The organism is Nitrospirillum bahiense (assembly GCF_007828025.1).
Lineage (GTDB): Bacteria > Pseudomonadota > Alphaproteobacteria > Azospirillales > Azospirillaceae > Nitrospirillum > Nitrospirillum amazonense.
The window spans coordinates 179473-205884 of record NZ_VITO01000007.1 but is presented as its reverse complement, the minus strand read 5'-3'; the positions used below and the strand labels follow the sequence as shown (position 1 = coordinate 205884).

The following is a 26412-nucleotide window of genomic DNA, read 5'->3' as shown; positions in this document are numbered from 1 at the left end:
CCGCGCCCATGGACATCCTGGACACCTCGAAACGGCGCGAGCTGGGGGAGTTCGTGCGGGCGCAGCGGGAACGGCTGTCACCGGCGGCCCTGGGCCTGGCGCCCGGGCCCCGCCGCCGCACGCCCGGCCTGCGGCGGGAGGAACTGGCGCAGCTGAGCGGCGTCAGCGTCACCTGGTACACCTGGATCGAGCAGGGCCGCGACGTCTCCATCTCTCCCGCCGCCCTTGGCCGCCTGGCGGTGGCCCTGCGCCTGTCGGCGGCGGAGCGGGCCTATCTGTTCGACCTGGCGGGCAAGCGCGACCCGGACGGGGCCGCCGCCGGGGAAGACGCGCCGGTGCCGGCGGCGCTGGACGCCCTGGTCCGGGGCGTCCCATACCCGGCCTATCTGCTGGACCGGCAATGGAACGCTCTGGCCTGGAACGCGGCGGCGGCCCGCCTGGTCATCGGCTGGCTGGATCACGGCGAGGATCGCAATCAACTGCGCTACCTGTTCCTGGCCCCCGCCGCCCAGGCCCTGATCCCCGACTGGGCGGAACGGGCGCGGCGGGTGGTGGCGGAGTTCCGCGTGGACTACAGCCATCACCTGAACGATCCCGGCATGCGGGCCCTGGTGACGGACCTCAGCCAGCGCAGCCCCCTGTTCGCCGACCTCTGGCACGCCCATACCGTCACCGCCCGCGCCGGTGGCGAGCGCGCCTTCGAACACCCGACCGACGGCCCCCTGCGCTATGAGCAGCTGACCTTCGCCCTGGCAGGGCAGACGGATGTGAAGCTGGTGACGTTGGTGCCCATTGGGGTGCCCACCGGGCCGCCCATTGGGGTGGCGGCCGGTTGATCAGGCCGGGACCTTCCCCTTCACCCACAGCAGCGCCGCGACGCGCAGGGCGCTGGATAGGTTGCCGTCGCGGTTGCCGTCGATCTCCTCCACCAGGGCGTTGATCGACAGGCTGCGCGCCACGGCCATGTCCTTCAGCGTTTCCCAGAACGGCTCCTCCAGCGTGACACTGGTGGGGTGGCCGGCGATCAGGACGGAACGCTTGCGCAGGGTCATGCGGTGGCTCGCTGATGCTCGGTCACGGCGTCGACCACGGCATGGGTGAGGAAGGCCAGGTCGTCGGCGTCCATGGTGTAGGACGGGGTAAGGTAGACAATGCGGCCGAAGGGCCGCACCCAGACGCCCCGGTCGATCAGGCGCCGCTTCAGCCCGTTCATGTCGGCGATGCGCTCCAGCTCCACCACGCCGATGGCGCCCAGGGTGCGCACGTCCATCACGCCGGGCAGATCGCGGCAGGGCTCCAGGCCCACCGCCAGGCCCCGGGAGAGAGCGGCCACCTGGGCCAGCCTGGGCTCGCTCTCGAACAGGTCAAGGGAGGCGTTGGCGGCGGCACAGGCGAGCGGGTTGGCCATGTAGGTGGGGCCATGCATCAGGGCCGCCTGTGCGTTGTCCGACCAGAAGGCCTGAAACACCCGGTCGCTGGCCACGGTGGCGGCCAGGGCCATGGTGCCGCCGGTCAGGGCCTTGGACAGGGTGATGATGTCGGGCACCACGCCGGCGGCCTCGCACGCGAACATAGTGCCGGTGCGGCCGAAGCCGGTGAAAATCTCATCGAAGATCAGCAGCAGGCCATGGCGGTCGGCGGCGGCGCGCAGGGTGCGCAGCACCCGGGCGTCATGGAACAGCATGCCGCCCGCCCCCTGCACCAGGGGCTCCACCAGGATGGCGGACAGGGTGTGGGCGTGGGCGGCCAGATCACGCTCGAACCGCGCCGTCGACTCCTCGTCCACCGGCAGGTCCAGGATGAGATGTTCGGGCAGCAAGCCGGCGAACAGGCTGTGCATGCCTTCCTCCGGGTCGCACACCGCCATGGTGGCGATGGTGTCGCCGTGATAGCCGCCGCGGAAGGCCGCCAGCTTGGTGCGGCCGGGCACGCCCCGGTTCAGCCAATACTGCGTCGCCATCTTCATGGCGATCTCAACGGAGACGGAGCCGCTATCGCAGAAGAAGACGCGGTTGAGGTCGCCCGGCAGCATGGCGGCCAGGCGGCTGGCCAAGGTATAGGCCGGCTCATGCGCCAGGCCGCCGAACATGACGTGCGGCATGCGCGCCATCTGTTCGGCCACCTTCTCGCGGATGTGGGGGTGGTTGTAGCCGTGGCAGGCCGTCCACCAGCTGGCCACCCCATCCACCAGCCGCCGTCCATCGGCCAGGGTCAGGCGCACCCCCTCCGTCGCCACCACGGGCAGGGGCGGCAAGGCCGTCTTCATCTGGGTGTAGGGCAGCCAGACGTGCTGGCCGCCCCGCTCGAACCAATCGTTCCGGTCAGGAAACGATCCATGTGTGCCCATGATCAGTGGCCACACGCCCCGGAGCAGGCATCCGCGGCGTGGTGGGCGTGGTCCTCGTCGGTGCCGCCCTCTTCCACCACGTCCATGGTGGTCATGCCCAGGCGGGCCAGCAGCCGCTTGTCGTGGTCGGCCACCGGGTTGGCAGTGGTCAGCAACTTCGGCCCGTAGAAGATGGAGTTGGCGCCAGCCAGGAAGCACAGGGCCTGGGTCTCGTCGCTCATGCCCTCGCGGCCGGCCGACAAACGCACCATGGAGGCCGGCATGGTGATGCGGGCCACGGCGATGGTGCGCACGAAATCAAGGGCGTCCAGCGCGTCCTTGCCGCCCAAGGGCGTGCCGTCCACCTTCATCAGCATGTTGATCGGCACGCTTTCGGGATGCTGCGGCAGGGTGGCCAGGGTGTGGATCATGCCCACGCGGTCGGTCAGATCCTCGCCCATGCCCACGATGCCACCGCAGCAGACGTTGATGCCGGCCTCACGCACATTGGCCAGGGTATCCAGCCGATCCTGGTAGGTGCGGGTGGTGATGACGTTGCCGTAGTACTCGGGCGAGGTGTCGATGTTGTGGTTGTAATAGTCCAGGCCCGCCTCCTTCAGGCGCAGGGCCTGGCCGGCATTCAGCATGCCCAGCGTGACGCAGGATTCCATGCCCAGCGCCTTCACACCCTCGACCATGGCGCAGACCGATTCCAGATCCTGGTCCTTGGGGCTGCGCCAGGCCGCCCCCATGCAGAAGCGGGTGGCGCCGGCGTCCTTGGCGGCCTTGGCCTCGGCCAGCACCTTCTTCACCTCTATGAGCTTGGACGCCTTCAGGCCCGTCTCATGGTGCGCGCTCTGCGAGCAGTAGCCGCAGTCCTCCGGGCAGCCACCGGTCTTGATGGACAGCAGGGTGGAGATTTGGACCTGGGTGGGGTCGAAGCGACGGCGATGCACGGCGGCAGCCCGGAACACCAGCTCGGTGAAGGGCAGGTCGAACAGCGCCTGGATCTCGGCGCGCGTCCAGTCGGTGCGCACGTCGTCGCTCTCCAGGGCCGGGACGGAAAAAGCGGCGGGGCGGCTGATGTCGATGGCGGTCACGGGTGCGTTTCCTTGGGGGATACCGGGGCAATACCGGGGCCGGGCCGAAGCTCAAGGCCAGCCCGCACCTAACGGCAGCGGCGGGGACCGGTCAAGAAAAACCGGGGCGGCGCCGGCCGCCGGCGGATCTTGGGGAAACTTGGTGAGAGGCGACAGGCCCGGCGCGACAGATGATTGCGCGGCGGTGCTAGACCAGCGCCGTGAACACCGTTTCAAGAATTGAGATCACCACCTGGCCGATAATCTCGACCAGCCAGGACCAATCGTTCAGGCGTTCAGCCAGCCGGGACTCTTCCTCAGCCACAGGTGCCCCCCTTTACGCCCGCGCATCAAAATAGGGCGAGCAACAGCCCAAGCGTATTCGTAGGCTGAAATGGGCACGGAATTTGACACCCGCAACCCAGGCTCGGCACTTTCGCACGCGTATCGCGGACTCTTGCGGCTAAGCTCCGCCCAATCTGATCCGAACCGATGGCGCCTTCATGCAGTCCCTGACCGAATTCGCCGAGGCCAAGCTGGCCGAGATGGACGACGCCTCGCTGCGCCGCCGGCTGGTGGACAGCGACCGCGATGGCGAGGGCGGTCTGTGGATCACCCGCGGCGGCCGGCGCCTGCTGTCCTTCTCCTGCAACGACTACCTGAACCTGGCCCACGACCCCCGGGTGAAGGCGGCGGCCTTGGCGGCGGTGGAGCGGTACGGCGTGGGGGCCGCCGCCTCGCGCCTGGTGACCGGCAACCACCCGCTCTACACCGTGCTGGAGCAAAAGCTGGCGGCCTTGAAGGGAACGGAGGCGGCCTGCGTCTTCGGTTCCGGCTATCTGGCCAACGCCGGCATCATTCCCACCTTCGTGGGCCCCAAAGACCTGGTGGTGGTGGATGAGCTGGCGCACGCCTGCATCTGGGCCGGCGCCAAGCTGTCGGGCGCCACCCTGCGCATCTTCCGCCATAACGATGTGGACCATGCCGCCCAGGTGCTGGCCACCTACCGGCCGCGCCATGGCCGTGCCCTGCTGGTGACGGACGGCGTCTTTTCCATGGATGGGGATCTCGCCCCCCTGCCCGCCCTGGCCAGCCTGTGCGAACAGCATGACACCTGGCTGATGACCGACGACGCCCACGGCATCGGCGTGCTGGCGGAGGGCCGGGGCTCCAGCTTCGCCTTCGGCGACAAGCCGCTGGTACCGCTGCAGATGGGCACCTTGAGCAAGGCGGTGGGGGGCTATGGCGGCTATCTCTGCGCCTCCCAGGCGGTCATCGACCTGGTGAAGACGCGGGCGCGCACCCTGATCTATTCCACCGGCCTGCCACCCGCCACGGTGGCCGGCGCCATCGCATCGCTGGACATCATCCAGGGCGACCCCGACCTATGCGCCCTGCCCGTGGCCAAGGCCCGGCGATTCACCGCCCTGTTGAACCTGCCTTCCGCCGAAAGCCCCATCGTGCCCATCGTGCTGGGCGGCGCCGAAGTCACCTTGCAGGCCCAGCGCCTGCTGGAGGACGAGGGCCTGCTGGTCACCGCCATCCGCCCGCCCACCGTGCCGGCCGGCACCGCCCGCCTGCGCGTCACCTTCACCGCCCGCACGCCGGATGCGGAGATCGAGCGCCTGGCCGGCCTGATCCGCGACCGCGTGCTGCCGCTCAAGAGTGTCGAGAGCCCCAAATGACCGTCCCCGCTTTCTTCGTCACCGCCACCGGCACCGACATCGGTAAGACCTTCGTGACATCCGGCCTGGTGCGCCGCCTGCGCGCCAAGGGCATCGCCGCCACCGCCCTGAAACCCGTGGTCAGCGGGATCGACCTGGAGGATGCCGCCAGCCTGGCGGCCAGCGACCCCGCGCAACTGCTGTCCGCCATGGGCCGGCCGGTGACACCGGCCGAGGTGGCGCGCATCAGCCCGCACCGTTATGCCGCCCCCCTGTCACCCGACATGGCGGCGGCGCGCGAGGGCCGTCCCCTGGACGTGGACGGCATGATCGAATGGTGCCGGGAAAAGGCCGCCTTCGCCGCCGCCCCGCTGTTCGTTGAGGGTGTCGGCGGCGCTATGGTGCCGCTGGACGACAGCCGCACGGTGCTGGACTGGATGGTGGCGCTGGACCTGCCCTTGCTGCTGGTCACCGGCAGCTATCTCGGCACCCTCAGCCACACCCTGACCGCCCTGGACGTCCTGGCCCGCCGGGAATTGCGGGTCGCCGCCATCGCCGTCAGCGCCACCCCCGGCGCCACCGTGCCCCTGGCCGAGACGCTCACCACCCTCGCCCGCTTCGCCCCCGGCATCCCCCTGACGGCGATACCGAGGGTGGAGTGGGTGGAAGAGGCCGATGCGGCGTTCGATGCGCTACTGGCGGCGCTGGGGCTGTAGTTGGACCGATTGCCACAAACACCCACCTGTGGCATATTTATATTTAATGCCACCGGAGTTTAACGATGACGCTAAAATCGCAGCCAGCGACCATGGCCGCCAATGGGCGGCTGGTCGTCCCCTTGGAAGTTCGCCGGGCGGTGGGGCTGGAAGCCGGCGGTAAGTTGCTGGCCCGGGTCGAGGATGGGCGCATCGTTTTGGAAACCGTCGAAGCCGCCGTAGCCAGAGTACAAAAATTGGCGCGTCGTTATGGTTCACCCGACCGCAGCCTAGCTGATGAGTTGATTACAGAGCGTCGCGCAGAAGCTGCCCATGACTGACCAGCTTTTTGTTCTGGATGCATCTGCCGTTCTGGCTCTGATCAAAGCCGAACCTGGCGCTGATCAGGTTTTAGCCGCTCTATCCAATGCCTTAATCACCTCCGTCAATTTTGCGGAAGTGGTAACAAAACTACATGAAGAAGGCTGGCCCGCAGGGGACGCGGCAGATGCGGTACTATCGCTGGGCATTACCCTGGTCGATTTCACCGCCGATCATGCTGTTTTGACGGCCCAATTACGCCGCACAACCAAAGCTGCCGGCCTTTCCCTTGGCGACAGGGCTTGCTTGGCACTGGGACAGTTGCATCACGCCATAGTGCTGACCGCCGATACCGCCTGGCTTAAAGTGGCGCCTTCCCTGAATGTGGAAATCGTCGCCATTCGCCAGCCCCGCAGCTGACAATCTTTTTCGGCACCGCCTCAGCTCAGCGCCGTCTCCGCCCTGATCTCACGGATCAGGTTTTCCATGCGGCGCAGCAGGGCTTCGGCCACCTTGAGCGGCACGACCACCACGTCGTCCTCGGCATCGAAACCGCCCTGGCGGCGGATGACGATCTCATCGCGGGGGTTGGCGTAGACCGCCACGGCGGTGGCCATGTCAGCCACGATATTCCCCTGGTCCAAATGCCCCCATTGAAACGCGCCGGCCATATCGTCCTCCATCGCTGAGAATGCGAAAGAACAAACTAGGAACGATCAAGGCACAGAACAGGAATACAGGCAAGGGAAATTTTGCATTCCCCCTTTGCCCGCATCTCTGGATCAGCTGGGATGAATCATATCCTCAGGCTTCACCCAGGCGTCGAACTCCGCCTCGGTCAGGAAGCCCAGGGCCAGGCCGGCGGCCTTCAGGGTGGTGCCTTCGGCGTGGGCCTTCTTGGCGATCTTGGCGGCCTTGTCATAGCCGATATGCGGGTTGAGCGCCGTCACCAGCATCAGGCTTTCGTGCAGCGACCTGGCGATGCGATCCTCGTTCACCGTGATGCCCACCACGCAATTGTCGGTGAAGCTGACGGCGGCGTCGGCCAGCAGGCGGATGGACTGGGCCACGTTGTAGATGATGACGGGCTTGAAGACGTTCAGTTCGAAATGCCCGGTGGCGCCGGCGATGGTGACGGTGGTGTGGTTGCCCATCACCTGGGCGCACACCATGGTCATGGCCTCCGACTGCGTGGGGTTGACCTTGCCGGGCATGATGGAACTGCCGGGCTCGTTCTCCGGCAGGCTCAGCTCCCCGATGCCGCAGCGGGGGCCGGAGCCCAGCAGGCGGATGTCGTTCGCCACCTTCATGAGCGAGGCCGCCAGGGTGTTGAGCACGCCCGACACCTCCACCAGGCTGTCATGCGTCGCCAGCGCCTCGAACTTGTTGGGGGCGGTGACGAAGGGCAGGCCGGTCAGATCCGCCACCTCGGCCGCGAAGGCGGCATCAAAGCCCTTCTTGGCGTTCAGGCCGGTGCCCACCGCCGTGCCACCCTGGGCTAGGCGCAGCAACGCCGGCAGCGCCGCCTTAATCCGTTCCACCCCATAGGCCAGTTGCTGGGCATAGCCGGAGAATTCCTGGCCCAGGGTCAGGGGTGTCGCGTCCTGCAGATGGGTGCGGCCGATCTTGACGATGGCCTTGAACGCGTCGGCCTTGGCGGCCAGGGCGTCGCGCAGATGCTCCAGCGCCGGCACCAGGGTGCGGTGCAGTTCCACCGCCGCCGCGATGTGCATGGCGGTGGGGAAGCTGTCGTTGGACGACTGGCCCCGGTTCACATGGTCGTTGGGGTGCACCGGCTTCTTGGACCCCATCTCCCCGCCCAGCAACTCGATGGCGCGGTTGGAGATGACCTCGTTGGCGTTCATGTTGGTCTGGGTGCCGGAACCGGTCTGCCACACCACCAGGGGGAAGTGGTCGTCCAGCTTGCCGGCCGCCACCTCCGCCGCCGCCTGGATGATGGCCCGGCCCAGCGCCTCGTCCAGTTCGCCCAGCTTCACGTTGGCCTGGGCCGCCGCCTGCTTCTGGATGCCCAGGGCGTGGACCAGGGCCGGCGGCATGCGCTCCCCCCCGATCTTGAAGTTGCCCAGGGACCGCTGGGTCTGGGCGCCCCAGTAGCGGTCGGACGGCACCTCCAACGGGCCGAAGCTGTCGGTTTCGGTGCGGGTGCCCTGTTTGGCTTCAAGGACCATTTCGATGCTCTCCAGGCTGGTGAGGGGCGGAGTTTACCCGGATCCCCTCGGACCCCGCCATGTCAGCGCTTGTCGAGGATGTTGCCTATGGCGCCAAACACACCCCCCTCTTCCCGGGTTCCCACCAGGGAGGAGGCCAGCATGCGGCCGGCAAGCCTTGAGAAGGGCAAGCTTTGCAGCCACACCTTGCCGGGGCCCCGCAGCCGGGCGAAGAACAGGCCCTCGCCGCCGAACAGCATGGACTTGATGCCGCCCACCTGCTCGACATCGAAGTCGATGTCGGCGGTCATGGCGGCCAGGCAGCCCGTGTCCACGTGGATGACCTCCCCCGGCTGCAACGTGCGTTCCACCAGGGTGCCGCCCATGTGGATGAAGACAATGCCGTCGCCTTCCAGCTTCTGCATGATGAACCCGTCGCCACCGAACAGGCCGGTCAGGATGCGGCGCTGGAAATAGATGCCGATGGCGACACCGCGCGCCGCCGCCAGGAAGCTGTCCTTGTGGCAGATCAGGCGGCCACCGTAGTCGGCCAGCTTGAGGGCGGAGATGGTGCCGGGATAGGGCGCGGAAAAGGCCACCGTGCCCGGACCGCTGCCACGCTGGGTGAAGACGGTGGTGAACAGGGTGGAGCCGGAGAGCACGCGCTTGCCCGCGCCCCACAGCTGGTCCAGCACGCTGCCGCCGTCGCGGCTGGAACCGTCACCGAAGATGGTGTTCATGTCCACGCTGGCGTCCTTGTACAGCAGGGCACCTGCCTCGGCGATGGCGCTGTCGCCGGGTGCCAGGCTCACCGACACATACTGCATCTCATGGCCGTGGATGGTGTAGTCCAGGGCGCTGGCCGTGCCGGGCGGCGGCGGGGTGAACGGGTTGCCACCGCCGGCGAAGGCGCCCCAGATGCCGCCACCGCCCGGCGGAGGCGGGGGCGGCGCGGACGAGGCGGTGCCGCCATACAGCTCCGCCACCTGGCCCACGGGCAGCCAGTCGGTGAAGCCCTCCCGCCAGCAATGGGCGCCCGGATTGGCGCGGGCGAAGTTGCGCGCCGCCGCGTCATCCAGGGGACCCGCCTGTTGCTGACCGTTGTGGAAGAACCATTCCGTCATGGCAACGCACCCCTTCTCTGTTCAACCGGGCCGTTCGTGTCCCCCGCGGACCGGCCCCTTGGTATCGACCCCTTTTACCAAGATGGTGCCACCCTCACCAGCGCTGGCCCCATTCCCGCCGGCCATCTGGCCCCCTTTGCCGCAGGTTCGCGGCGTGACGGCGCCTTTGGGAATATTCCACCGGCCTGGGCGTCTTTCCAATAGGGCCGGCCCCGCGCCGGTCCTTCCCTGCTGAAGGACGCGCACATCATGATCACGGTCGGTTCGGGGCATTGGCGGGAATGGATGGGGCAGCTATGGTGCGGCCCGGCCCCCCGCTTCCGGTGGAGCCGGCTATGGCCGAGGCTGAAAGCGATGAGCATCTGGGGCAAGGTGGTGGGGGGTGTCGCGGGCTTTGCCATTGGCGGCCCGCTGGGCGCGTTGCTGGGCGTGGCCGCCGGCCATGCCGCCGATGCCTGGGCGTCGCAGCCGCCAGCCCCCCCGGGTCCGGACGGCCAGCCGGACCAGACCCGCAGCATGGCTTTCACCATCGGCGTCATCGTGCTGGGCGCCAAGATGGCCAAGGCCGATGGCGTGGTGGACCGCGCGGAAATCGACGCCTTCAAACGCGTGTTCCAAATTCCGGCGGAGGAGGCGCGGAACGTCGGCCGCATCTTCGACCTGGCCAAGCGCGACAGCGCGGGATTCGAACCTTACGCCCGCCAACTGGCCGGCATGTTCCGCGACCGGCCGACGGTGCTGGAGGATCTGCTGGGCTGCCTGTTCCACATAGCGTCGGCCGACGGCAGCCTGCACCCGGCGGAGCTGACCTTCCTGGCCGACGTCGCCCGCATCTTCGGCATTTCCGAAGCGACGTTCGAGGGCATCCGCCGCATCCACGGCGGCGCCGCCTGCGGGTATGAGGACCCGCTGGACGACCCTTACGCCGTGCTGGGTGTGCCCCGTACCGCCAGCGATGCGGAAATCAAGCTGGCCTGGCGCCAGGCCTTGCGCGACAACCATCCCGACACCGTCATGGCCCAAGGCCTGCCGGCGGAGTTCGTGGACGTCGCCACGAGCAAGACGGCCGCGCTGAACGCCGCCTATGACAAGATCCAGAGCCAGCGGGCCGGTGCGCCCGCCGGCCCGTACCCGTAACCCCGTATCCCCCAGTAACCCGTACCCTAGAGCTTATCGCTTCCATGGCCCCCACCCCGCCCATCGTCGCCCTGAAGAACGCCCACATCACCCTGGGCGCCACCATCCTGTTCGAGGGCGTGGACGTCGCCATCGGTCGCGGGGACAAGATCGCCCTGGTCGGCCGCAACGGCAGCGGCAAGTCCACCCTGCTGAAGGCCCTGGCCGGCGTCGTCGACCTGGACAAGGGCGAACGCTACATCCAGCCGGGTGCCCGCATCGGCTACCTGCATCAGGAACCGGACTTCAGCGGCCACGCCACGGTGGCGGACTTCGTCAGCGCCGGACTGGTGGAGGATGCGCCCTATCGCGTGCAGGCGGTGCTGGATGAACTGAACCTGCCCGGCGACCGCGCGGCCGCCACCTTGTCAGGCGGTGAGGCGCGCCGCGCCGCCATCGCCCAGGCCCTGGTCAGCGACCCCGACGTCCTGCTGATGGACGAGCCGACCAACCACCTGGATCTACCCACCATCGAATACCTGGAAAAGGCGCTGCAGGCCTTCCGCGGCGGGTTGCTGCTGATCAGCCACGACCGCGCCTTCCTGAACACCCTGGCGCGCAAGACCATGTGGCTGGACCGGGGCACCATGCGCGAGACGGAACGCCCCTTCGCCGAGTTTGAAGCCTGGCGGGACGAGGTGTTCGCCGCCGAGGACCTGGCCTACGCCAAGCTGGACCGCAAGATCGCGGTGGAGATGAAGTGGCTGCGCGAGGGCATCAGCGCCCGGCGCACCCGCAACATGGGCCGCGTCCGGGCGCTGCAGGGCTTGCGCAAGGAGCGGTCGGACCGCAACCGCCAGGGCCAGGTGAAGCTGGCGGTGTCGGACGCCGAGAACTCAGGCCGGCTGGTGATCGAGGCGACCAACATCGCCAAGAGCTTCCAGGATGGGGAAGGCAACACCCGAATCATCGCCCGCGACTTTTCCACCCGCATCCTGCGCGGCGACCGGGTAGGCCTGATCGGCCCCAACGGTGCGGGCAAGACCACCATCCTGAAGATGCTGATGGGCGAACTGGCGCCGGACAGCGGCACCATCCGCCTGGGCACCAACCTGGAGACGGTGGTGTTCGACCAGCGCCGGGCGCAGCTGGACCCCAACCAGACCATCCGCCAGGTGCTGCTGCCCTTCGGCGGCGACAGCGTGGTGGTGGGCGGCACGCCGCGCCATGTCGCCTCCTACATGCGGGACTTCCTGTTCGACGGCGGCATGCTGGAACAGCCGACCCGCGCGCTGTCAGGTGGCGAGCGCAACCGCCTGCTGCTGGCCAAGCTGTTCGCCCAGCCCAGCAACCTGATGGTGCTGGACGAACCGACCAACGACCTGGACATGGACACGCTGGACCTGTTGGAAGAGGTCTTGAGCGACTATCCCGGCACCCTGCTGCTGGTCAGCCACGACCGTGACTTCCTGGACCGGCTGGTCACCTCCACCATCGCGGTGGAGGGCGACGGCGTGGTGGCGGAATACGCCGGCGGCTACAGCGACTATCTGGTCCAGCGTCCGGCTCGCACGCCCGCCGCCAGCGCCACCTCCAGGGCGGCCGATGCCCCCAAGGCGGCGGAAGCGCCCAAAGCCAAGCGCAAGCTGGGTTACAAGGAGCAGCGCGAGCTGGACCAGCTGCCGGCCCTGATGGACAAGCTGGGCGACCAGGTGAAGAAGCTGGAGGCGAAGCTGGCCGACGCCACCCTCTACGCCCGCGATCCCGCCGCCTTCCAAAAGACCTCGTCCGACCTGGACAAGGCCCACCAGGACCTGGCCACGGCCGAGGAACGTTGGCTGGAACTGGAGGCGCTGAAGGAGGAGCTGGAGAGCGGCGCGTAAGGTTCTTCCTTGCATACCCGGCCATTGGCCGTACAATGCGGGAACGGAGAACATGATGGCCAGCCCTGCGACAGATACCCCTCAGCGCCGTGCCCGCAGCGAACGGCTGGAGGCGCGCGTCACCGCCGAGCAGAAGGATATGATTGAGCGCGCGGCGGCACTCCAAGGTCGGTCGATCACTGACTTCGTCCTGACCAGCGTGCAGGACGCGGCCCGACGCGCCATCGATGAACACCAGCGCCTGGAACTATCGCTGCGGGACAGCCGGGCTTTCGTCGAGGCGCTAAGCAAGCCGCAGCTTGTGAATGACCGGCTGCGCGACACAATTCGCCGGTATCGCGACGCTACCGGCGCCTGACGGTCGGAATGACGGCTTCCGATCCTGTCCTGCGTTCCCTGCGGATCGACGTGCTCGGCCCGCAGCATGACCGACGCCACTTTGCCAGCGGCGTAGATGCGCTTGACCGCTATTTCCAAACGCAAATAGGACAGGACGCCCGCAAGAACATTGCGGCGCCATTTGTTCTCCTTCTGCCAGACGGGACAGTCGCCGGCTATTACACCTTATCCGCCACCTCTGTGCACTTGGCGGATCTACCGCCGGAGACGGCTCGGAAACTGCCACGCTATCCGCTGGTGCCGGCCACGCTGCTGGGCCGACTGGCGGTGGATAGGCGTTTTCATGGCCATGGATATGGAGGATATCTGCTGGCGGATGCGCTGCGCCGTTGTCTGCGTAGTGAAATCGCGTCGTTTGCCGTGATCGTGGACGCCTATGACGACAACGCCCGCCGCTTTTATGAGGCCATGAGTTTTCTCGCCCTGCCCGATACACCCCGGAAATTGTTTCGGCCCTTGGCCGACATCGCGCCGCTGTTCCAGGAGAGCGGCGCGTGAGGCCGCTGGACGTCCTGCGGGCGCTGGTCGTGGTGGCCATCTGGGGAATCAATTTCTCCGTCTCGAAATTTGCGCTGCGCCAGTTCCATCCCATTACCGCCATGGCCATCCGCTTCGCGCTGGTGGCGCTGGTGCTGGTGCCCTGGCGGCGGCTGCCTTGGGCCCATGTGCGGCCGGTGCTGGCCTATTCCGTCGTGCTGGGCGGCCTGCATTTCCCCCTGGTGTTCAGCGGCCTGATGGGGTGCAGCGCCGCCGCGGCCTCCGTCGCCATCCAGTTGCAGGTGCCCTTCGCGTCGCTGATGGCGGCGGCGTTCTTCAAGGACAGGCTGGGCTGGCGGCGGGCGGTGGGCATGGCGGCGGCCATCGCCGGCGTCGGCATCATCGCCTACCATCCCGGCGGGACCGACGACCCCGCCCATCTGGGGCTGGTGGTGCTGGCGGCGGCGGCCTTCGCGTTTTCCAGCATTCAGCTGAAATGGATGCCGGCCATGGACCCGTTCACGCTGAACGGCTACATGGCCCTGTTCGCGGTGCCGCAGCTGGTGCTGATGTCCGCGGTGCTGGAGGATGGGCAATGGGCGGCCATCCAAGCGGCGCCGCCGGCGGCCTGGGCCTCGATCCTGTTCATGGCGCTGGTCTCCACCATCCTGGCCTATGTGCTGTGGTTCCCGCTGGTGCAGCGCTACGCCGTCAACCAGACCATGCCCTTCATGTTGCTGGTGCCGGTGTTCGGGGTGGCCGGCGGCGTCATCCTGCTGGGTGAGCCCTTGTCCTGGCACCTGGCGGCGGGCACGCTGGTGACCATCGCCGGCGTGGGCGTGGTTCTGCTGCGCCGCCCCCGCCTGGTGACGGCCCGAACGGCAAGTTGAGGACCCATGGCCCTGCGTGACCGCCCCTCCCCCAACCACGGCCCCCGGCCGGAGGGGACCAGCGTCGACATCCTGGTGCTGCACTACACCGGCATGCTGTCGGCCGAGGCGGCGCTGGATCGGTTGTGCGATCCGGCGGCGGAGGTCAGCGCCCATTATGTGGTGGAGGAGGACGGCACGGTCTGGCGCCTGGTGGGCGAGGGCCGCCGCGCCTGGCACGCCGGCCGGGGCGCCTGGGGCGGTGCCCAGGACGTCAACAATCGCTCCATCGGGGTGGAAATCGTTAACCCGGGCCACGAGTACGGCTACCGCCCCTTCCCGCAAGCCCAGATGCAGGCGGTCATTGAGCTGTGCCGGGGCATCCTGGCCCGCCAGCCCATCCCAGCCGGCAACGTGATCGCCCATTCTGACATGGCGCCCGCCCGCAAGCAGGACCCGGGCGAACTGTTCGATTGGCCGGGCCTGGCCCGCGCCGGCATCGGCCTGTGGCCAGCCACCGATGCCCGTGGGACGGCATGGGACGGGGGCGAGGCGCAGGTCGCGGCCTTGCTCGCGCGCCTGGGCTATGATCCGGCCATCGCATCCTTCACCGAGACGCTGATCGCCTTCCAGCGCCATTGGCACCCGGAAGCGCTGGGCCAACCGGCGGATGCTGAGACCGTGCGCCGGTTGCATAGCCTGCTGGCTCAATCCGGGCGCTGACCCCCGCCATCGGCGCTTGCATCGCCCGGTCGATGCGCCTAGGGTCGCCGCCTGCCAGACGGCCGGATGGCCGCCTTCCGACAATGGCGAAAGCCGTCGGGGGGAGGAAAGTCCGGGCTCCACGGAAGAACGGTGTCAGGTAACGCCTGGCGGGGGCGACCCTAGGGAAAGTGCCACAGAAAGCAAACCGCCTGCCGACCATCGCCTTCGGGGGATGATCGCCGGGTAAGGGTGAAAGGGTGCGGTAAGAGCGCACCGCGCCCCTGGCAACAGGGGCGGCACGGTAAACCCCACCGGGAGCAAGATCGAATAGGGGCGGCACGGCCGGGCAACCGGCCAAGCATCTTCCGAGCCGCCGCCCGGGTAGGTCGCGCGAGGCGCCTGGCGACAGGCGTCCCAGATGAATGGCCATCCCACGGCCGCCGCCCCTTCACGGGGGGACGGGCCGGAGGACAGAACCCGGCTTACAGGCCGTCTGGCAGATTCCCGTCCGGGCGGGCGGGGAAGGTGTTTCCCGGCGCCACCGCTTCCAGGAACAGCGGCACCAGCACGGGGTCGAAATGGCGACCCGCCTGGTCCTCAAGATACGCGGTGACCGCCTCCAGCGACCATGCCGGTTTGTACGGCCGGGGCGACAGCAAGGCGTCGTAAACGTCAACCAGGGCGACGATCCGTCCTTCCAGGGGAATGGCGGTGCCGGCCAAGCCCCGCGGATAACCGCTTCCGTCCCATTTCTCGTGATGCGTCATCGCGATGCTGGCGGCCAGTCGCAGCAGGGACGACCCGTTCGACCCGATGATTGCCGCCCCCCGTTCCGGATGGGTGCGCATGATGGCCAGTTCCTCGGCATCCAGCTTGCCGTTCTTGAGCAGGATGCGGTCGGGAATGGCGATCTTGCCGATGTCATGCATGGGCGCCGCCAGCCGGATGGCGCGGCACGCGTCATCGCTCCAGCCCAACGCGTGGGCCAGCGCCTCGGCAAGAAGGCCGATGCGCCGCACGTGCCCGCCGGTTTCCTGATCCTTGTATTCGCCGGCCACGCACAGCCGGTCCAGTATGGACGCCTGATCGACCAGGGCGATGTGGGTTCGCACCCGCGCACGCACCAGGGCGGCTGAAATCGGTTTGGTAAGGTAGTCGGTAGCGCCGGCCTCAAACCCCTTGGCCTCGTCCTCGACCGTGCCCATGGCGGACACGAAGATGATGGGGATGTGGCGCAGGTCGGGCTCGGCTTTAAGGCGGCGGCAAACCTCATAGCCGTCCATGTCCGGCATCATGATGTCCAGCAGGATCAGATCCGGCCGGTGCCTGCGCGCGGTGTCCAACGCCTGCTGCCCGCTTTTGGCGTACACCAGGGCGTAGTTGGCCGAAAGGATGTCCCGCAGCACGTGGAGGTTCACTGCCTCATCATCCACCACCAGGACTTTCCAGAGCTTATCCACGAGCGCCCTCCCCTTGATGACCGCCCTCGGCGGCCGCGCCCGCCATCGCGCCGGCCATGCCGGTGGCCAGGGCCCGCGCCTGCGCGAACTCGAAATCGGCCACCAAGCGGCGCAGCGGCAACAAGGCTTTCAGTTCCAACCCCGCTGGGCCCAGCCGATCCAGCACCGGCTCGATCAAATCGGGGTCGTCACTTTCCAGCACCTGGCACAACGCCGTCATTTCCTGGGCAAGCTGAGGCGTCGCCCTGGCCAGTGGCCCGACGCGGAGCCCCGGCGCCGGCATCGGTTCACCGCCGTCATGGGGCACCAGCTGCTGGGCCAAAGCACCCAGCGCGTCGAAATCGAGCGGCTTGGTCATGTAGGCCGTCATGCCCGCTTCCAGGCATTCCCTGCGTTCAGCGGGGCAGTCATTGGCGCTGAGCGCGATGACGGGCACGTGCCGGCCCGTCTCCCGTTCGAATTCCCGGATCAGGCGCACGGCGGCCTTTCCGCTCAGGCGCGGCATCTGCACATCCATGAGGATGATGTCGAACGCGTGCTGACGGGCCTTGTCCACCGCCTCCCGTCCGTCATGGGCCCGCGTCACGTCATGGCCTTGCGCCAACAGATAGATTTCGGCCAGTTCCAGGTTCTCCGGCACGTCGTCGGCCAACAATACCTTGAATCGCCTATAGGGCATTGCGTCGGGCCGCATCGCCACTTCCGGACAAAGGGACGATGGCGCGGAAAGCGCCGCCATCCGCGACGATGCGGCGGGCAAGGGGAGGCGCGCGCGGAATGTGCTGCCCACGCCCGGCTCACTTTCGACACCGACCGTGCCGCCCATCAAATCCGCCAGTTCCTTGCAGATGGATACACCCAGCCCCAAGCCACTGAAGCGGCGGGTCGCGGCATCGTCCATTTGATGGAAGCGATCAAAGACATGAGCCGCCTGCTGGGCCGTCAGGCCGACGCCGGTGTCGGCCACCGCGATTTCGACCATGCCGTGGGCCACGGGGCGGGCCTTCAGCAGGATCCGGCCAGCCTGCGTGAACTTGATGGCGTTCGCCAAAAGGTTGGTCACGATCTGGCGGACGCGGACAGGGTCGCCCAAGTGGGACAGGGGCAGATCGTCGGCATAGTCGAATTGCAGGCTGATATCTTTTTCGCGGGCCTTTTCCCGCATGAGATCGATGCAGGCCCGCAACTCACCCCGCAGATCGAATATCATCGGCTCTAGAGTCAGGCCGCCGCTCTGCAGCCGGGACAGGTCCAGGATGTCGTTGATCAGCGCCAGCAGGGACTTGGCGGCCTTGTGCGCCATCAGAAGCTGGCGCCGCGTCTCCATCCCCGTCTCCCGCTCCAGCACGAGGCCGATGAAGCCCAGCACGGCGTTCATGGGGGTCCGGATCTCGTGGCTCATATTGGCCAGGAAGCGGGTCTTGGCCTCGTTGGCCGCGCGCGCTTCCTTCAGCGCCCCCTCCAGCATGCGGTTGGCGGTGGCGATTTCGCGGGTCCGTTCAGCCACCTGGGCTTCAAGGTCGAGGCGATAGCGCTCAAGCTCTTGGGTTGCCCGCTTCCGCTCCCCGATGTCGCGGGCGATTTTGGACGCGCCGACGATCACGCCGCGGGTATCGCGGACGGGCGAGACCGTGAGGGAGACATCGACCCGCCGTCCGCCCTTATGACACCGCACAGTATCGAAGTGCCCGACGATCTCACCCTTGCGGATGCGATCCAGAATGCCCGCTTCTTCCGGCAGGAGCTCGGGCGGGAACAGGGCCGTTACCGGCCGGCCGATCACTTCCGCGGCCGTGTAACCGAACATGCGCTCCGCGCCGGGATTCCAGCTGGTGATCAGGCCGTCCAGGGTCTTGCTGACGATGGCATCGTCGGAGGAGGTCACTATCGCGGCCAATATGGCGCCGTCCCGCTGCGCGTCCGCCATCTCCTTCACCTTCCGCCGCCAGCCCGCCTCCATCTTTTCCTGGCGCCGCAGGATCGCGCGCCAAACGGCGGCACCGAGAACAGCGGACAGGAAAAATGCGGCCAATGGCATATACGTCCAGGCAGACAGCATAGGGACATGGGCACGCTCGTGCCCGGCCACAAAGGCCACGGCTATAGCCAAGCCCGCCACCGGCCAAGCAAAGAAACGGACCTTCCGCGTCGGCGGCACGCGCCCGTCCAACCCATCGGTTTCGATTTTCGTCTTGTCCATGGATCAGCCGTCCGTCCCTGGCGCCTTCAAAGGCGGTCGCCGGCCAATTGGTCGCACCTCTTTGCTTAATTTTATATTTCCGCCCTTTCCGTCAGAGCCCCATTGTTACTGGTTCAATGGCATAGGTTTGCTTAACCCACCAAAATTATGGGGTTCAAAGCACTCCAATCCTCCCCCCCGCCATCACATCACTGAAGACCGCCTGGGCGGGTCGCGAAAAAGCAGATCACCGTGGAGCGCGGCGCCACGCGCCAAGGACACGAGGCGGGGGAACATACCCCCGCCCGGCCCCGCCGCTCGGTGGGGCCAGCCAGCTGCGCCAACGAGATGGGCCGGTATGGGAAAACGCGCCGCGAATCCCGTGACTCCGTCCCGGGATGGGACGCCATGGGATTTCCGGCCGGTTTTGGGTGCCGTATGGGAATTTATGGGAAAGGGCGGTGAAAGCACCCTCGGCGCCTATATATCGCGGCCTATGACCTTTCCCTTACCATATTTGGTGCTGGGTCCTGAACCAACGAGTACTTGGGCCTAAAACTGGCCCCTGAATAACCAAGGTGGCTTATCCAAAAGATTTGGGCGCCGTTTCACTAACGGTTGCGCGGCCGACCCCCTTATCCACAGGATAGGTATCCCCTATCCGAAGGCTATTAGATTCGGCGGAAACCCACGAATATATGGGGGCGAGACCTACCCGTTCGATTTAGAGGCGCCGGCAAGAAGAACGTTTTCCACAACTGTGGAAAAACGCTGTGTGGACAAGCATTGAGCCGAGTCCTCCCATTGACGCCCATAAGTTCCCATGCTACCCCATATGGACCCAAAAACAGGGCGCGCATGCCTATCCGGTCTTACCCGGACGGGCGGCGCATTCTGAAACTGGGGCTGGTGCCGGATCGGGTGGGGCGCGGAGGCGCTGGAGACGCGGGGATCAATGGGCTTGTTCCTGTCCACATATGTGAACAAGGTCGACAAGAAGGGTCGGGTTTCAGTCCCGTCTTCCTTCCGCGGCGTCCTTGGTGGACAGACGGAGCTGATCGTCTTCCGGTCCCTGCAGGCCAACGCCATCGATGCCTGCAGCGTGGACTATATGGATCGCCTGTCCGAGGCGCTGGATAACCCCAACATGCCCGACGACATGCGCGACCTGATCGAGACCACGGTGTTCGGCGGCTCCGTCCGCCTGGCCCTGGATCCGGAGGGCCGCATCGTCCTGCCGGAAAACTTCCTGGCCTTCGCCGGCATCACCGAAGGTGCCGCCTTCGTCGGCCGCCGCCACACCTTCCAGATTTGGGATCCCGACGCCCTGTCCGCCCATGAGGCCGCCAGCCGCGACCGCAGCCGCGCCCAGAACATCTCGCTGTCCACCATCCTGGCCCGCACCAACTCGGTCCTGGCGGCCGGATCCAACGGCGGGGGTGCGCAATGAGCGAGACGACCACTTCCGCTGAGCCCCAGGTTCACATCTCCGTCCTGCTGGCCGAGGTGCTGGCGGCCCTGGCCGTACGCGACGGCGGCGTTTATGTCGATGGGACCTTCGGCGCCGGCGGCTATACCCGCGCCATCCTGGAAGCGGCGGATTGCCAGGTCATCGGCATCGACCGCGACCCCGCCGCCATCAAGCGGGCGGAGCCCCTGCTGGCCCGCTTCCCCGGCCGCCTGCGCATCATCGAGGGCCGGTTCGGCGACATGGCCGAGCTGCTAGCCGCCCACGGCATCGGCCCGGTGGACGGCGTGGCGCTGGACATCGGCGTCTCCTCCCCCCAGATCGACGACCCGGCGCGCGGCTTCTCCTTCCGCTTCGACGGCCCGCTGGACATGCGCATGAGCCTGAGCGGCCCCACCGCCGCCGACGTGGTCAACGACTACGCCGAAGCTGACATCGCCAACATCCTGTGGCGCCTGGGCGAGGAGCGCCTGTCCCGCCGCGTGGCCCGCGCCATCGTGGCCGCTCGCGCCACATCCCGAATCGAGACCACGGCGCAGCTGGCGGACATCATCCGCGGCGTCGTTCCCCGCTCCAAGAAGGACGGCATCGACCCCGCCACCCGCAGCTTCCAGGCCCTGCGCCTGCACGTGAATGACGAGCTGGGGGAGCTGGACCGTGGCCTGGCCGGGGCCGAACGGGTGCTGGCGCCCGGCGGCCACCTGGCGGTCGTCTCCTTCCATTCCCTGGAAGACCGGCGGGTCAAGGACTTCCTGCGCCAGCGCAGCGGGTCGGAGGGCGCGCCGTCGCGCCATATGCCGGCCGCCCACAGCGGCCCCGCCCCCACCTTCCGCCTTCTGGGCCGCAGCGGGGTTACCCCGGGCGAACCTGAACTTCGCCACAATCCGCGCGCCCGATCCGCTCGGTTGCGCGCCGCCGAACGCACCGACGCCCCCGCCTGGCCCATGGGAGAAGCAGCATGATAGGCAAGTCCACGCTCGTCTGGCTGTGCCTCGCCACCGTCGCCAGCGGCATCCTCTATCACACCAGCTACCGCGTGCAGGAGGAGCAGGAGCACCTGGCCTCCCTCAACCGGCAGATCGCGCAGGAGCAGCAGTCCATCCAGGTGCTGCGCGCCGAATGGGCCTACCTGAACGATCCCACCCGGCTGGAGCGCCTGGCGACCGAGCATTCCACCCTGCGCCCCACCAAGGCGGAGCAGATGGTGGCCCTGGCCGCCGTGCCCGTGAAGCCGGAGGCGCCCGCCCCGGTTCCCGGCGCGCCGGCGGATCAGGCGAAGCCTGTCCCGGCGCCGGAGTCCACCTACGTCGCCAGCGCAGCCCCGGCCGCCCCCACCGTGCAGGTCGCCATCGCCCAGGCCGCCCCGGCGCCCCTGCCCAAGGCCCAGGTCGTGGCGCTGAAGGCGCCGGACGTGCAGGCATCCGCCCCGGTGAAGGCCGCCGCCACCAAGCCGGCCCCCACCGTGAAGACGGCGAAGCAGCCTGAGCGGGTGGACAGCATCGGCGCCCTGATGGCCAGCCTGGACGCCGCCGACAAGGCCGGCGGCAAGGTCACCCTCGCCTCCGCCTCCGGCAGCGCCGCCAAGTCCAAGGCCAAGCCCATCCTGATGGCGGAGCAGACCTTGAGCGCCAAGCTGGGGGCCGCCCGATGAGTGACGCGCCCTTTTCGCTGACCGGTTTCGACATCGCGGGCATGGAGCGCATCCAGGCCCCCAGGTCGGAAGGCAGGGTCCGCCTGAACAACCCCACCAGCCACGCCTTGGAACAGGGCCGGTCGCGCCTTCTGGTGACGGCCGCCCTGTTCGCCTTGGTGCTGGGCGCCATCGGCGTGCGCCTGGCCGACACCATGGTGTTCAGCCGCGAGGCGGAACCGCCGGTGGCGGAGAACACCACCGCCCGCCCCCTGCCCGTCACCCGGGCGGAGATCACCGACCGCAACGGCGTGCTGCTGGCGACCTCGCTGGCCACCGCATCCGCCTATGCCGACCCCAAGCTGGTGATCGACGCGGAGGAGGCCGCCCGCAAGCTGGTGGCCACCCTGCCGGACCTCGACTACCGCCAGGTGCTGAAGGACCTGAAGGGCGACAAGCGCTTCGTCTGGATCAAGCGCAACCTGACGCCCCGCCAGGAATTCGAGGTCAACAAGCTGGGCATCCCCGGCGTGTTCTTCCAGCAGGAGGAGCACCGCATCTATCCGCAGGGCAGCCTGACCGCCCACCTGATCGGCCTGACCGGCATCGACAACAACGGCCTGATGGGCATCGAGCAGTCGTTCGACAAGCGCCTGCGCGAGAATTCGGAGCCGTTGCGCCTGTCCGTCGATGTGCGCCTGCAGCACATCGTGCGCAAGGAAATCACCCAGGCCATGCAGGACTTCAACGCCATCGGCGGCGCTGGCCTGATCATGGACATCAAGACGGGCGAAATCCTGTCGATGGTCAGCCTGCCGGACTTCGACCCGCAGAACCCCGGGGAGATGCACGACGAGTCGAAGTTCAACCGCGCCACCCTGGGCGTCTATGAGATGGGCTCGGTGTTCAAGATCCTGAACACCGCCATCGCCCTGGAAACCGGCACGGTGAAGCTGCACGAAACCTTCGACACCAGCCACCCGCTGAAGATCGGCCGCTTCACCATTCACGACGACGAGCCGGTCAACTACTGGATGGATGTGGTCGACATCTTCCGCAAGTCGTCCAACATCGGCTCCGCCAAGATGGCGGAGAAGTTCGGCATTGACGTGCAGCGGGAGTACATGGGCCGCTTCGGCATGCTGAAGGCCCCGTCGCTGGAGATCCCCGAGGTGGGCGGCCCGCTGGTGCCCAACCCCTGGCGCCCCACCACCCTGCTGACCGTCGCCTTCGGGCACGGCATCTCCGTCAGCCCCATCCAGATGTCCTCGGCCGTGGCCGCCGTGGTCGATGGTGGCATCATGCGCCCGGCCACCCTGCTGAAGCGCGACCCCAACGCCGAGATTCCCGAGACGCGGGTGATCTCGCCCCAGACCTCCGCCATCCTGCGCAAGCTCATGCGCCTGGTGGTAACCGAGGGCACGGGCAAGACCGCCTTCGGCACCGGTGAGCTGAAGGCGGCGGACACGCTGGACTATCTGGTGGGCGGCAAGACCGGCACCGCCGAGAAGGTCAGCGGCAAGGGCTACGCCCACAAGTCGCTGCGCACCTCCTTCGCCGGCGCCTTCCCCATGACCGACCCGCGCTATGTGGTGTTCGTCATGGTGGATGAGCCGCACGGCACCAAGAAGAGCTTCGGCTTCGCCACCGCCGGCTGGGTCGCCGCCCCCGCGGTGCAGCGCATCGTCTGGCAGGCGGCACCCCTGCTGGGGGTGAAGCCGGTGGTCCGCAACGATCCCGAGATTTTGCAGGCCATGACCATCAACTAACCAGCCCCCCCTGAAACCCACACGACAGGGCACCGCAAGGTGGGGGTCGACCGATGCCGGGCAGCGCGCTATCAACCCGCCCCGGCATCACGTGTGAGAGGGACCCTTGCGTCTGACCGATCTGATGGCATCGCGCACCGAAATCGCCGTATCGGCGCTGGCCCTGGAACGGGACCCCGAGATCACCGGCCTGACCGCCGACAGCCGCGCGGTCAAGCCGGGCATGCTCTTTGCCGCCATGCCGGGCAGCGCCCGGGACGGGCGGGACTTCATTCCCCAGGCGGTGGCCGCCGGCGCCGTGGCCGTGCTGGCGCCCAAGGGCACCAAGCTGCCCGAAGACCTGCCCCATCCCGTCAGCCTGATCGAGGACGCCAATCCCCGGCGGCGCTTCGCCCTGCTGGCGGCCGCCTTTTACAAGCGCCAGCCCGCCACCATCGCCGCCGTCACCGGCACCAACGGCAAGACCTCCACCGCGCAGTTCACCCGCCAGCTGTGGTCGCTGCAGGGGCACCAGGCCGGCGCCATGGGGACCCTGGGCCTGATCGCCCCCGGCTTCCCGCGTGAGGACAGCCTGACCACGCCCGACCCGGTGGCCCTGCACAGCACGCTGTCGCGCCTGGCCGAGGGCGGCATTACCCACCTGGCCATGGAAGCCAGCAGCCACGGCCTGGACCAGTTCCGCCTGGACGGGGTGCTGGTCACCGTGGGCGGCTTCACCAACCTGACCCGCGACCATCTGGATTACCACGGCACCATGGAGGCCTACTTCAAGGCCAAGGCCATGCTGTTCGACCGGGTGATGCCGCGTGGTGCTACCGCCGTGGTCAATGCCGACATCCCCGAGTTCCAGGCCCTTGCCGACCTGGCGCGCGCCCGCAAGCAGACCTTGATCGGCTTCGGCGAGCAAGGTCGCGAACTGGCGGTGAAGGCCCTGCGTCCCCTGCCCCAGGGCCAGGCCCTGACCCTGGAGGTCATGGGCACCCGTCACGACATCGTCCTGCCGCTGGTGGGCCGCTTCCAGGTGTGGAACGCCCTGTGCGCGCTGGGCATGGTCATCGGCAGCGGTGCCGAGCCGCAGGCCGCCGCTGGCCTGCTGTCGCAGCTGGACGGCGTGCGCGGCCGGCTGGAACTGGTGGCGACGCTGGACAACGGCGCCGCCGTCTATGTCGATTACGCCCACACCCCTGATGGGCTGGAGACGGTGCTGAACAGCGTGCGCCCCCATGCAGAGGGCCGCCTGTCCGTGGTCTTCGGCTGCGGCGGCGACCGCGACCGGGGCAAGCGCCCCATGATGGGTTCCATCGCCGCCCGACTGGCCGACCGCGTCATCGTCACCGACGACAACCCGCGCACCGAGATCCCCGGCGCCATCCGGGCCGAGGTGCTGGCCGGCTGCCCCGGTGCCACGGAGGTGGACGACCGCGCCGCCGCCATCGCGCTGGCCATTGGCGAGCTGAAGGCCGGTGACGTGCTGGTCATCGCCGGCAAGGGTCATGAGCAGGGCCAGATCGTGGGCAAGGAGGTGCGCCCCTTCGACGACGCCGCCGTTGCCCGGGGCGTCCTGGGCCTGAGTGGGGGCATGTCCCCGGGGGGTGCGGCATGACCGCGGCCCCGACCAAGACCGTGCTGTGGACGGCGGCCGATGCCGCCGCCGCCGCCAACGGGCGTGCTCAAGGCGCCGACTGGGCCGCCACCGGTGTGTCCATCAACACCCGCACCCTGAGCCCCGGCGACCTGTTCGTGGCGCTGAAGGGCCCCAACTTCGACGGCCACGCCTTCGTCGGGACGGCGCTGGAGCGCGGGGCCGCCGCCTGCCTGGTGAGCCAGGTACCGGATGGCCTCTCCGCCGACGCGCCCCTGCTGGTGGTCGACGACACGCTGGCGGCGCTGGAGGACTTGGGGCGGGTGGCGCGGCTGAACACCACCGCCAAGGTCATCGCCGTCACCGGGTCCGTCGGCAAGACCAGCACCAAGGAATTCCTGCGCACGGCGCTGGGCGGCCTGGGCCCCACCTTCGCCACTGAAGGCAACCTGAACAACCATCTGGGCCTGCCCCTGTCGCTCGCTAGCCTGCCGGCCGACGTGCGCTTCGGCGTGTTCGAGCTGGGCATGAACCACGCGGGTGAGATCGGCCCCCTGTCGCGCATGGCGCGGCCGGACATCGCCATCATCACCACGGTGGAGGCGGTGCACCTGGAGTTCTTCGCCTCCATCGAGGGCATCGCCGACGCCAAGGCCGAGATATTCGAGGGCATGTCCCGCCAGGGCACGGCCATCCTGAACCGTGACAACCCGCAATATGCCCGCCTGCTGGCCGCCGCCCGCACCCAGGGCATCGGCCACGTGCTGAGCTTCGGCGCCACCGCCGGGGCGGACGCCCGCCTGATCGACCTGGATCTGGGCCCGACCGGCAGCGACGTGACGGCCGAGATCCAGGGCCAGGTCATCCGCTACACCCTGGCCGTCCCCGGCCGCCATCAGGCGCTGAACAGCCTGGCCGTGCTGTTGGCCGTGTCGGCGGCCGGTGGCGATCTGGCCACCGCCGCCCAGGCCCTGGCCACGCTGGCGCCCGTCAAGGGCCGGGGGGTGCGCCAGACCGTGCCGCTGCCCACCCATCCGCATGGGGGCGGCAGCCTGATCCTGATCGACGAAAGCTACAACGCCAGCCCCGTGTCGGTGGCCGCCTCCACCGACGTGCTGGGCCATACCCAGCCGGGCCCCGGCGGCCGCCGCGTGGCGGTGCTAGGCGACATGCTGGAACTGGGCCCGGACTCTCCCAAGCTGCACGCCGGCCTGGCCGATGCGCTGGCGGCCGCCGACGTCCACCTGGTCTTCACCTGCGGCCCCAACATGCGCCATCTGTTCGACCGCCTGCCGCCTGAACGCCGGGGCGCCCATGCCCACACCAGCGCCGAGCTGGCGCCGCTGGTGGGCGCGGCGGTCCGCGCCAACGACATCGTCATGGTCAAGGGTTCCGCCGGCAGCCGCATGGCGCTGGTGGTCGATGCCCTGAAGGCTCTCGACAATCCGCCGCCTTCCTCTTCCTCACCCGCCGTCTCCGGGAGCTAAGACCCGCCCCA

Annotated in this window: 24 protein-coding genes, 1 other RNA gene and 1 pseudogene; 18 read left to right on the top strand and 8 right to left on the bottom strand. The window is 68.0% G+C overall.

Annotation, left to right across the window (positions count from 1 at the left end; genetic code table 11):
• Positions 1–8 precede the first annotated feature (8 nt).
• A complete protein-coding gene (locus tag FBZ88_RS12560) occupies positions 9–836 on the top strand; it encodes a helix-turn-helix transcriptional regulator (protein ID WP_145617276.1) in 828 nt (275 codons plus the stop codon).
• Here the strand turns inward: FBZ88_RS12560 and FBZ88_RS12555 are convergent, their stop codons facing one another.
• Genes FBZ88_RS12555 through bioB form a run of 3 tightly spaced genes read right to left on the bottom strand, consistent with a single transcriptional unit; the run spans position 837 to position 3426 of the window.
• A complete protein-coding gene (locus FBZ88_RS12555; RefSeq protein ID WP_088871844.1) occupies positions 837–1052 on the bottom strand; it encodes a ribbon-helix-helix domain-containing protein in 216 nt (71 codons plus the stop codon).
• Positions 1049–2347 (bottom strand): adenosylmethionine--8-amino-7-oxononanoate transaminase, encoded by a 1299-nt coding sequence (locus FBZ88_RS12550; RefSeq protein ID WP_088871845.1) that lies wholly within the window; start codon positions 2345–2347, stop codon positions 1049–1051. The genes FBZ88_RS12555 and FBZ88_RS12550 overlap by 4 nt, the downstream gene beginning before the upstream one ends.
• A 2-nt stretch (positions 2348–2349) precedes the next feature.
• Positions 2350–3426, bottom strand: a complete 1077-nt coding sequence (bioB, locus tag FBZ88_RS12545) for a biotin synthase BioB (RefSeq protein ID WP_411861185.1) — start codon at positions 3424–3426, stop codon at positions 2350–2352.
• Positions 3427–3908: 482 nt separating this feature from the next.
• On the opposite strand from bioB, the gene FBZ88_RS12540 reads away from it, so the two are divergent.
• From FBZ88_RS12540 to FBZ88_RS12525, 4 genes are all read left to right on the top strand, one after another.
• On the top strand, positions 3909–5090 hold the full coding sequence (locus tag FBZ88_RS12540; protein ID WP_145617273.1) for an aminotransferase class I/II-fold pyridoxal phosphate-dependent enzyme: 1182 nt from the start codon (positions 3909–3911) through the stop codon (positions 5088–5090).
• On the top strand, positions 5087–5785 hold the full coding sequence (bioD, locus tag FBZ88_RS12535; protein ID WP_145617272.1) for a dethiobiotin synthase: 699 nt from the start codon (positions 5087–5089) through the stop codon (positions 5783–5785). Before FBZ88_RS12540 ends, bioD begins: the two co-directional genes overlap by 4 nt.
• A gap of 65 nt (positions 5786–5850) precedes the next feature.
• The gene (locus FBZ88_RS12530; RefSeq protein WP_211102633.1) at positions 5851–6105 is read left to right on the top strand and encodes an AbrB/MazE/SpoVT family DNA-binding domain-containing protein; all 255 of its coding nucleotides are present in this window, start codon (positions 5851–5853) and stop codon (positions 6103–6105) included.
• The gene (locus FBZ88_RS12525) at positions 6098–6505 is read left to right on the top strand and encodes a type II toxin-antitoxin system VapC family toxin (RefSeq protein ID WP_145617270.1); all 408 of its coding nucleotides are present in this window, start codon (positions 6098–6100) and stop codon (positions 6503–6505) included. The genes FBZ88_RS12530 and FBZ88_RS12525 overlap by 8 nt, the downstream gene beginning before the upstream one ends.
• A gap of 20 nt (positions 6506–6525) precedes the next feature.
• Here FBZ88_RS12525 and FBZ88_RS12520 read toward each other — a convergent pair whose 3' ends face one another.
• From FBZ88_RS12520 to FBZ88_RS12510, 3 genes are all read right to left on the bottom strand, one after another.
• Positions 6526–6711, bottom strand: a complete 186-nt coding sequence (locus tag FBZ88_RS12520; RefSeq protein WP_145617268.1) for a hypothetical protein — start codon at positions 6709–6711, stop codon at positions 6526–6528.
• 156 nt (positions 6712–6867) lie between these two features.
• Positions 6868–8274: a class II fumarate hydratase gene (gene fumC, locus FBZ88_RS12515; RefSeq protein WP_145617266.1), complete on the bottom strand. Its 1407-nt coding sequence runs from the start codon at positions 8272–8274 to the stop codon at positions 6868–6870.
• 62 nt (positions 8275–8336) lie between these two features.
• Positions 8337–9377 carry an AIM24 family protein gene (locus tag FBZ88_RS12510; protein WP_145617263.1) on the bottom strand — a complete coding sequence of 347 codons (1041 nt, stop codon included), beginning with the start codon at positions 9375–9377 and terminating at the stop codon, positions 8337–8339.
• 354 nt (positions 9378–9731) lie between these two features.
• Between FBZ88_RS12510 and FBZ88_RS12505 the strand changes: the two genes are divergently transcribed.
• From FBZ88_RS12505 to rnpB, 7 genes are all read left to right on the top strand, one after another.
• Entirely contained in the window at positions 9732–10514 is a 783-nt protein-coding gene (locus FBZ88_RS12505) for a TerB family tellurite resistance protein (RefSeq protein WP_145617260.1), read from the top strand.
• 44 nt (positions 10515–10558) lie between these two features.
• Positions 10559–12376, top strand: coding sequence for an ABC-F family ATP-binding cassette domain-containing protein (locus tag FBZ88_RS12500; RefSeq protein WP_145617257.1), 1818 nt, complete (start codon positions 10559–10561; stop codon positions 12374–12376).
• Between the two features lie 52 nt (positions 12377–12428).
• Positions 12429–12734 (top strand): type II toxin-antitoxin system TacA family antitoxin, encoded by a 306-nt coding sequence (locus FBZ88_RS12495; RefSeq protein ID WP_211102632.1) that lies wholly within the window; start codon positions 12429–12431, stop codon positions 12732–12734.
• Between the two features lie 8 nt (positions 12735–12742).
• Positions 12743–13273: a GNAT family N-acetyltransferase gene (locus FBZ88_RS12490; protein WP_145617255.1), complete on the top strand. Its 531-nt coding sequence runs from the start codon at positions 12743–12745 to the stop codon at positions 13271–13273.
• Positions 13270–14142: a DMT family transporter gene (locus FBZ88_RS12485; protein ID WP_145617253.1), complete on the top strand. Its 873-nt coding sequence runs from the start codon at positions 13270–13272 to the stop codon at positions 14140–14142. The genes FBZ88_RS12490 and FBZ88_RS12485 overlap by 4 nt, the downstream gene beginning before the upstream one ends.
• A gap of 6 nt (positions 14143–14148) precedes the next feature.
• A complete protein-coding gene (locus tag FBZ88_RS12480; protein WP_145617251.1) occupies positions 14149–14844 on the top strand; it encodes an N-acetylmuramoyl-L-alanine amidase in 696 nt (231 codons plus the stop codon).
• Positions 14845–14898: 54 nt separating this feature from the next.
• Positions 14899–15327, top strand: an RNA gene (gene rnpB, locus FBZ88_RS12475) — RNase P RNA component class A.
• A gap of 125 nt (positions 15328–15452) precedes the next feature.
• On the opposite strand, the pseudogene FBZ88_RS12470 reads toward rnpB, so the two are convergent.
• Positions 15453–16232: pseudogene (locus FBZ88_RS12470) on the bottom strand (response regulator); the annotation flags it as partial.
• A gap of 46 nt (positions 16233–16278) precedes the next feature.
• Complete coding sequence (locus tag FBZ88_RS12465) at positions 16279–18486, bottom strand: PAS domain-containing sensor histidine kinase (protein WP_145617249.1); 2208 nt, start codon at positions 18484–18486, stop codon at positions 16279–16281.
• 934 nt (positions 18487–19420) lie between these two features.
• Here FBZ88_RS12465 and FBZ88_RS12460 point away from each other — a divergent pair.
• The 6 genes from FBZ88_RS12460 to FBZ88_RS12435 all read left to right on the top strand — a co-directional run bounded on the left by FBZ88_RS12460 (position 19421) and on the right by FBZ88_RS12435 (position 26401).
• A complete protein-coding gene (locus tag FBZ88_RS12460; RefSeq protein WP_088871857.1) occupies positions 19421–19915 on the top strand; it encodes a division/cell wall cluster transcriptional repressor MraZ in 495 nt (164 codons plus the stop codon).
• Positions 19912–20895: a 16S rRNA (cytosine(1402)-N(4))-methyltransferase RsmH gene (gene rsmH, locus FBZ88_RS12455; RefSeq protein ID WP_145617247.1), complete on the top strand. Its 984-nt coding sequence runs from the start codon at positions 19912–19914 to the stop codon at positions 20893–20895. The genes FBZ88_RS12460 and rsmH overlap by 4 nt, the downstream gene beginning before the upstream one ends.
• Entirely contained in the window at positions 20892–21584 is a 693-nt protein-coding gene (ftsL, locus tag FBZ88_RS30245; RefSeq protein ID WP_186464364.1) for a cell division protein FtsL, read from the top strand. Before rsmH ends, ftsL begins: the two co-directional genes overlap by 4 nt.
• Positions 21581–23332, top strand: coding sequence for a peptidoglycan D,D-transpeptidase FtsI family protein (locus FBZ88_RS12445; protein WP_145617246.1), 1752 nt, complete (start codon positions 21581–21583; stop codon positions 23330–23332). Before ftsL ends, FBZ88_RS12445 begins: the two co-directional genes overlap by 4 nt.
• A gap of 106 nt (positions 23333–23438) precedes the next feature.
• Positions 23439–24935, top strand: a complete 1497-nt coding sequence (locus tag FBZ88_RS12440; protein WP_246138630.1) for a UDP-N-acetylmuramoyl-L-alanyl-D-glutamate--2,6-diaminopimelate ligase — start codon at positions 23439–23441, stop codon at positions 24933–24935.
• Positions 24932–26401 (top strand): UDP-N-acetylmuramoylalanyl-D-glutamyl-2,6-diaminopimelate--D-alanyl-D-alanine ligase, encoded by a 1470-nt coding sequence (locus FBZ88_RS12435; protein WP_145617243.1) that lies wholly within the window; start codon positions 24932–24934, stop codon positions 26399–26401. Before FBZ88_RS12440 ends, FBZ88_RS12435 begins: the two co-directional genes overlap by 4 nt.
• The last annotated feature ends 11 nt before the right edge of the window (positions 26402–26412 follow it).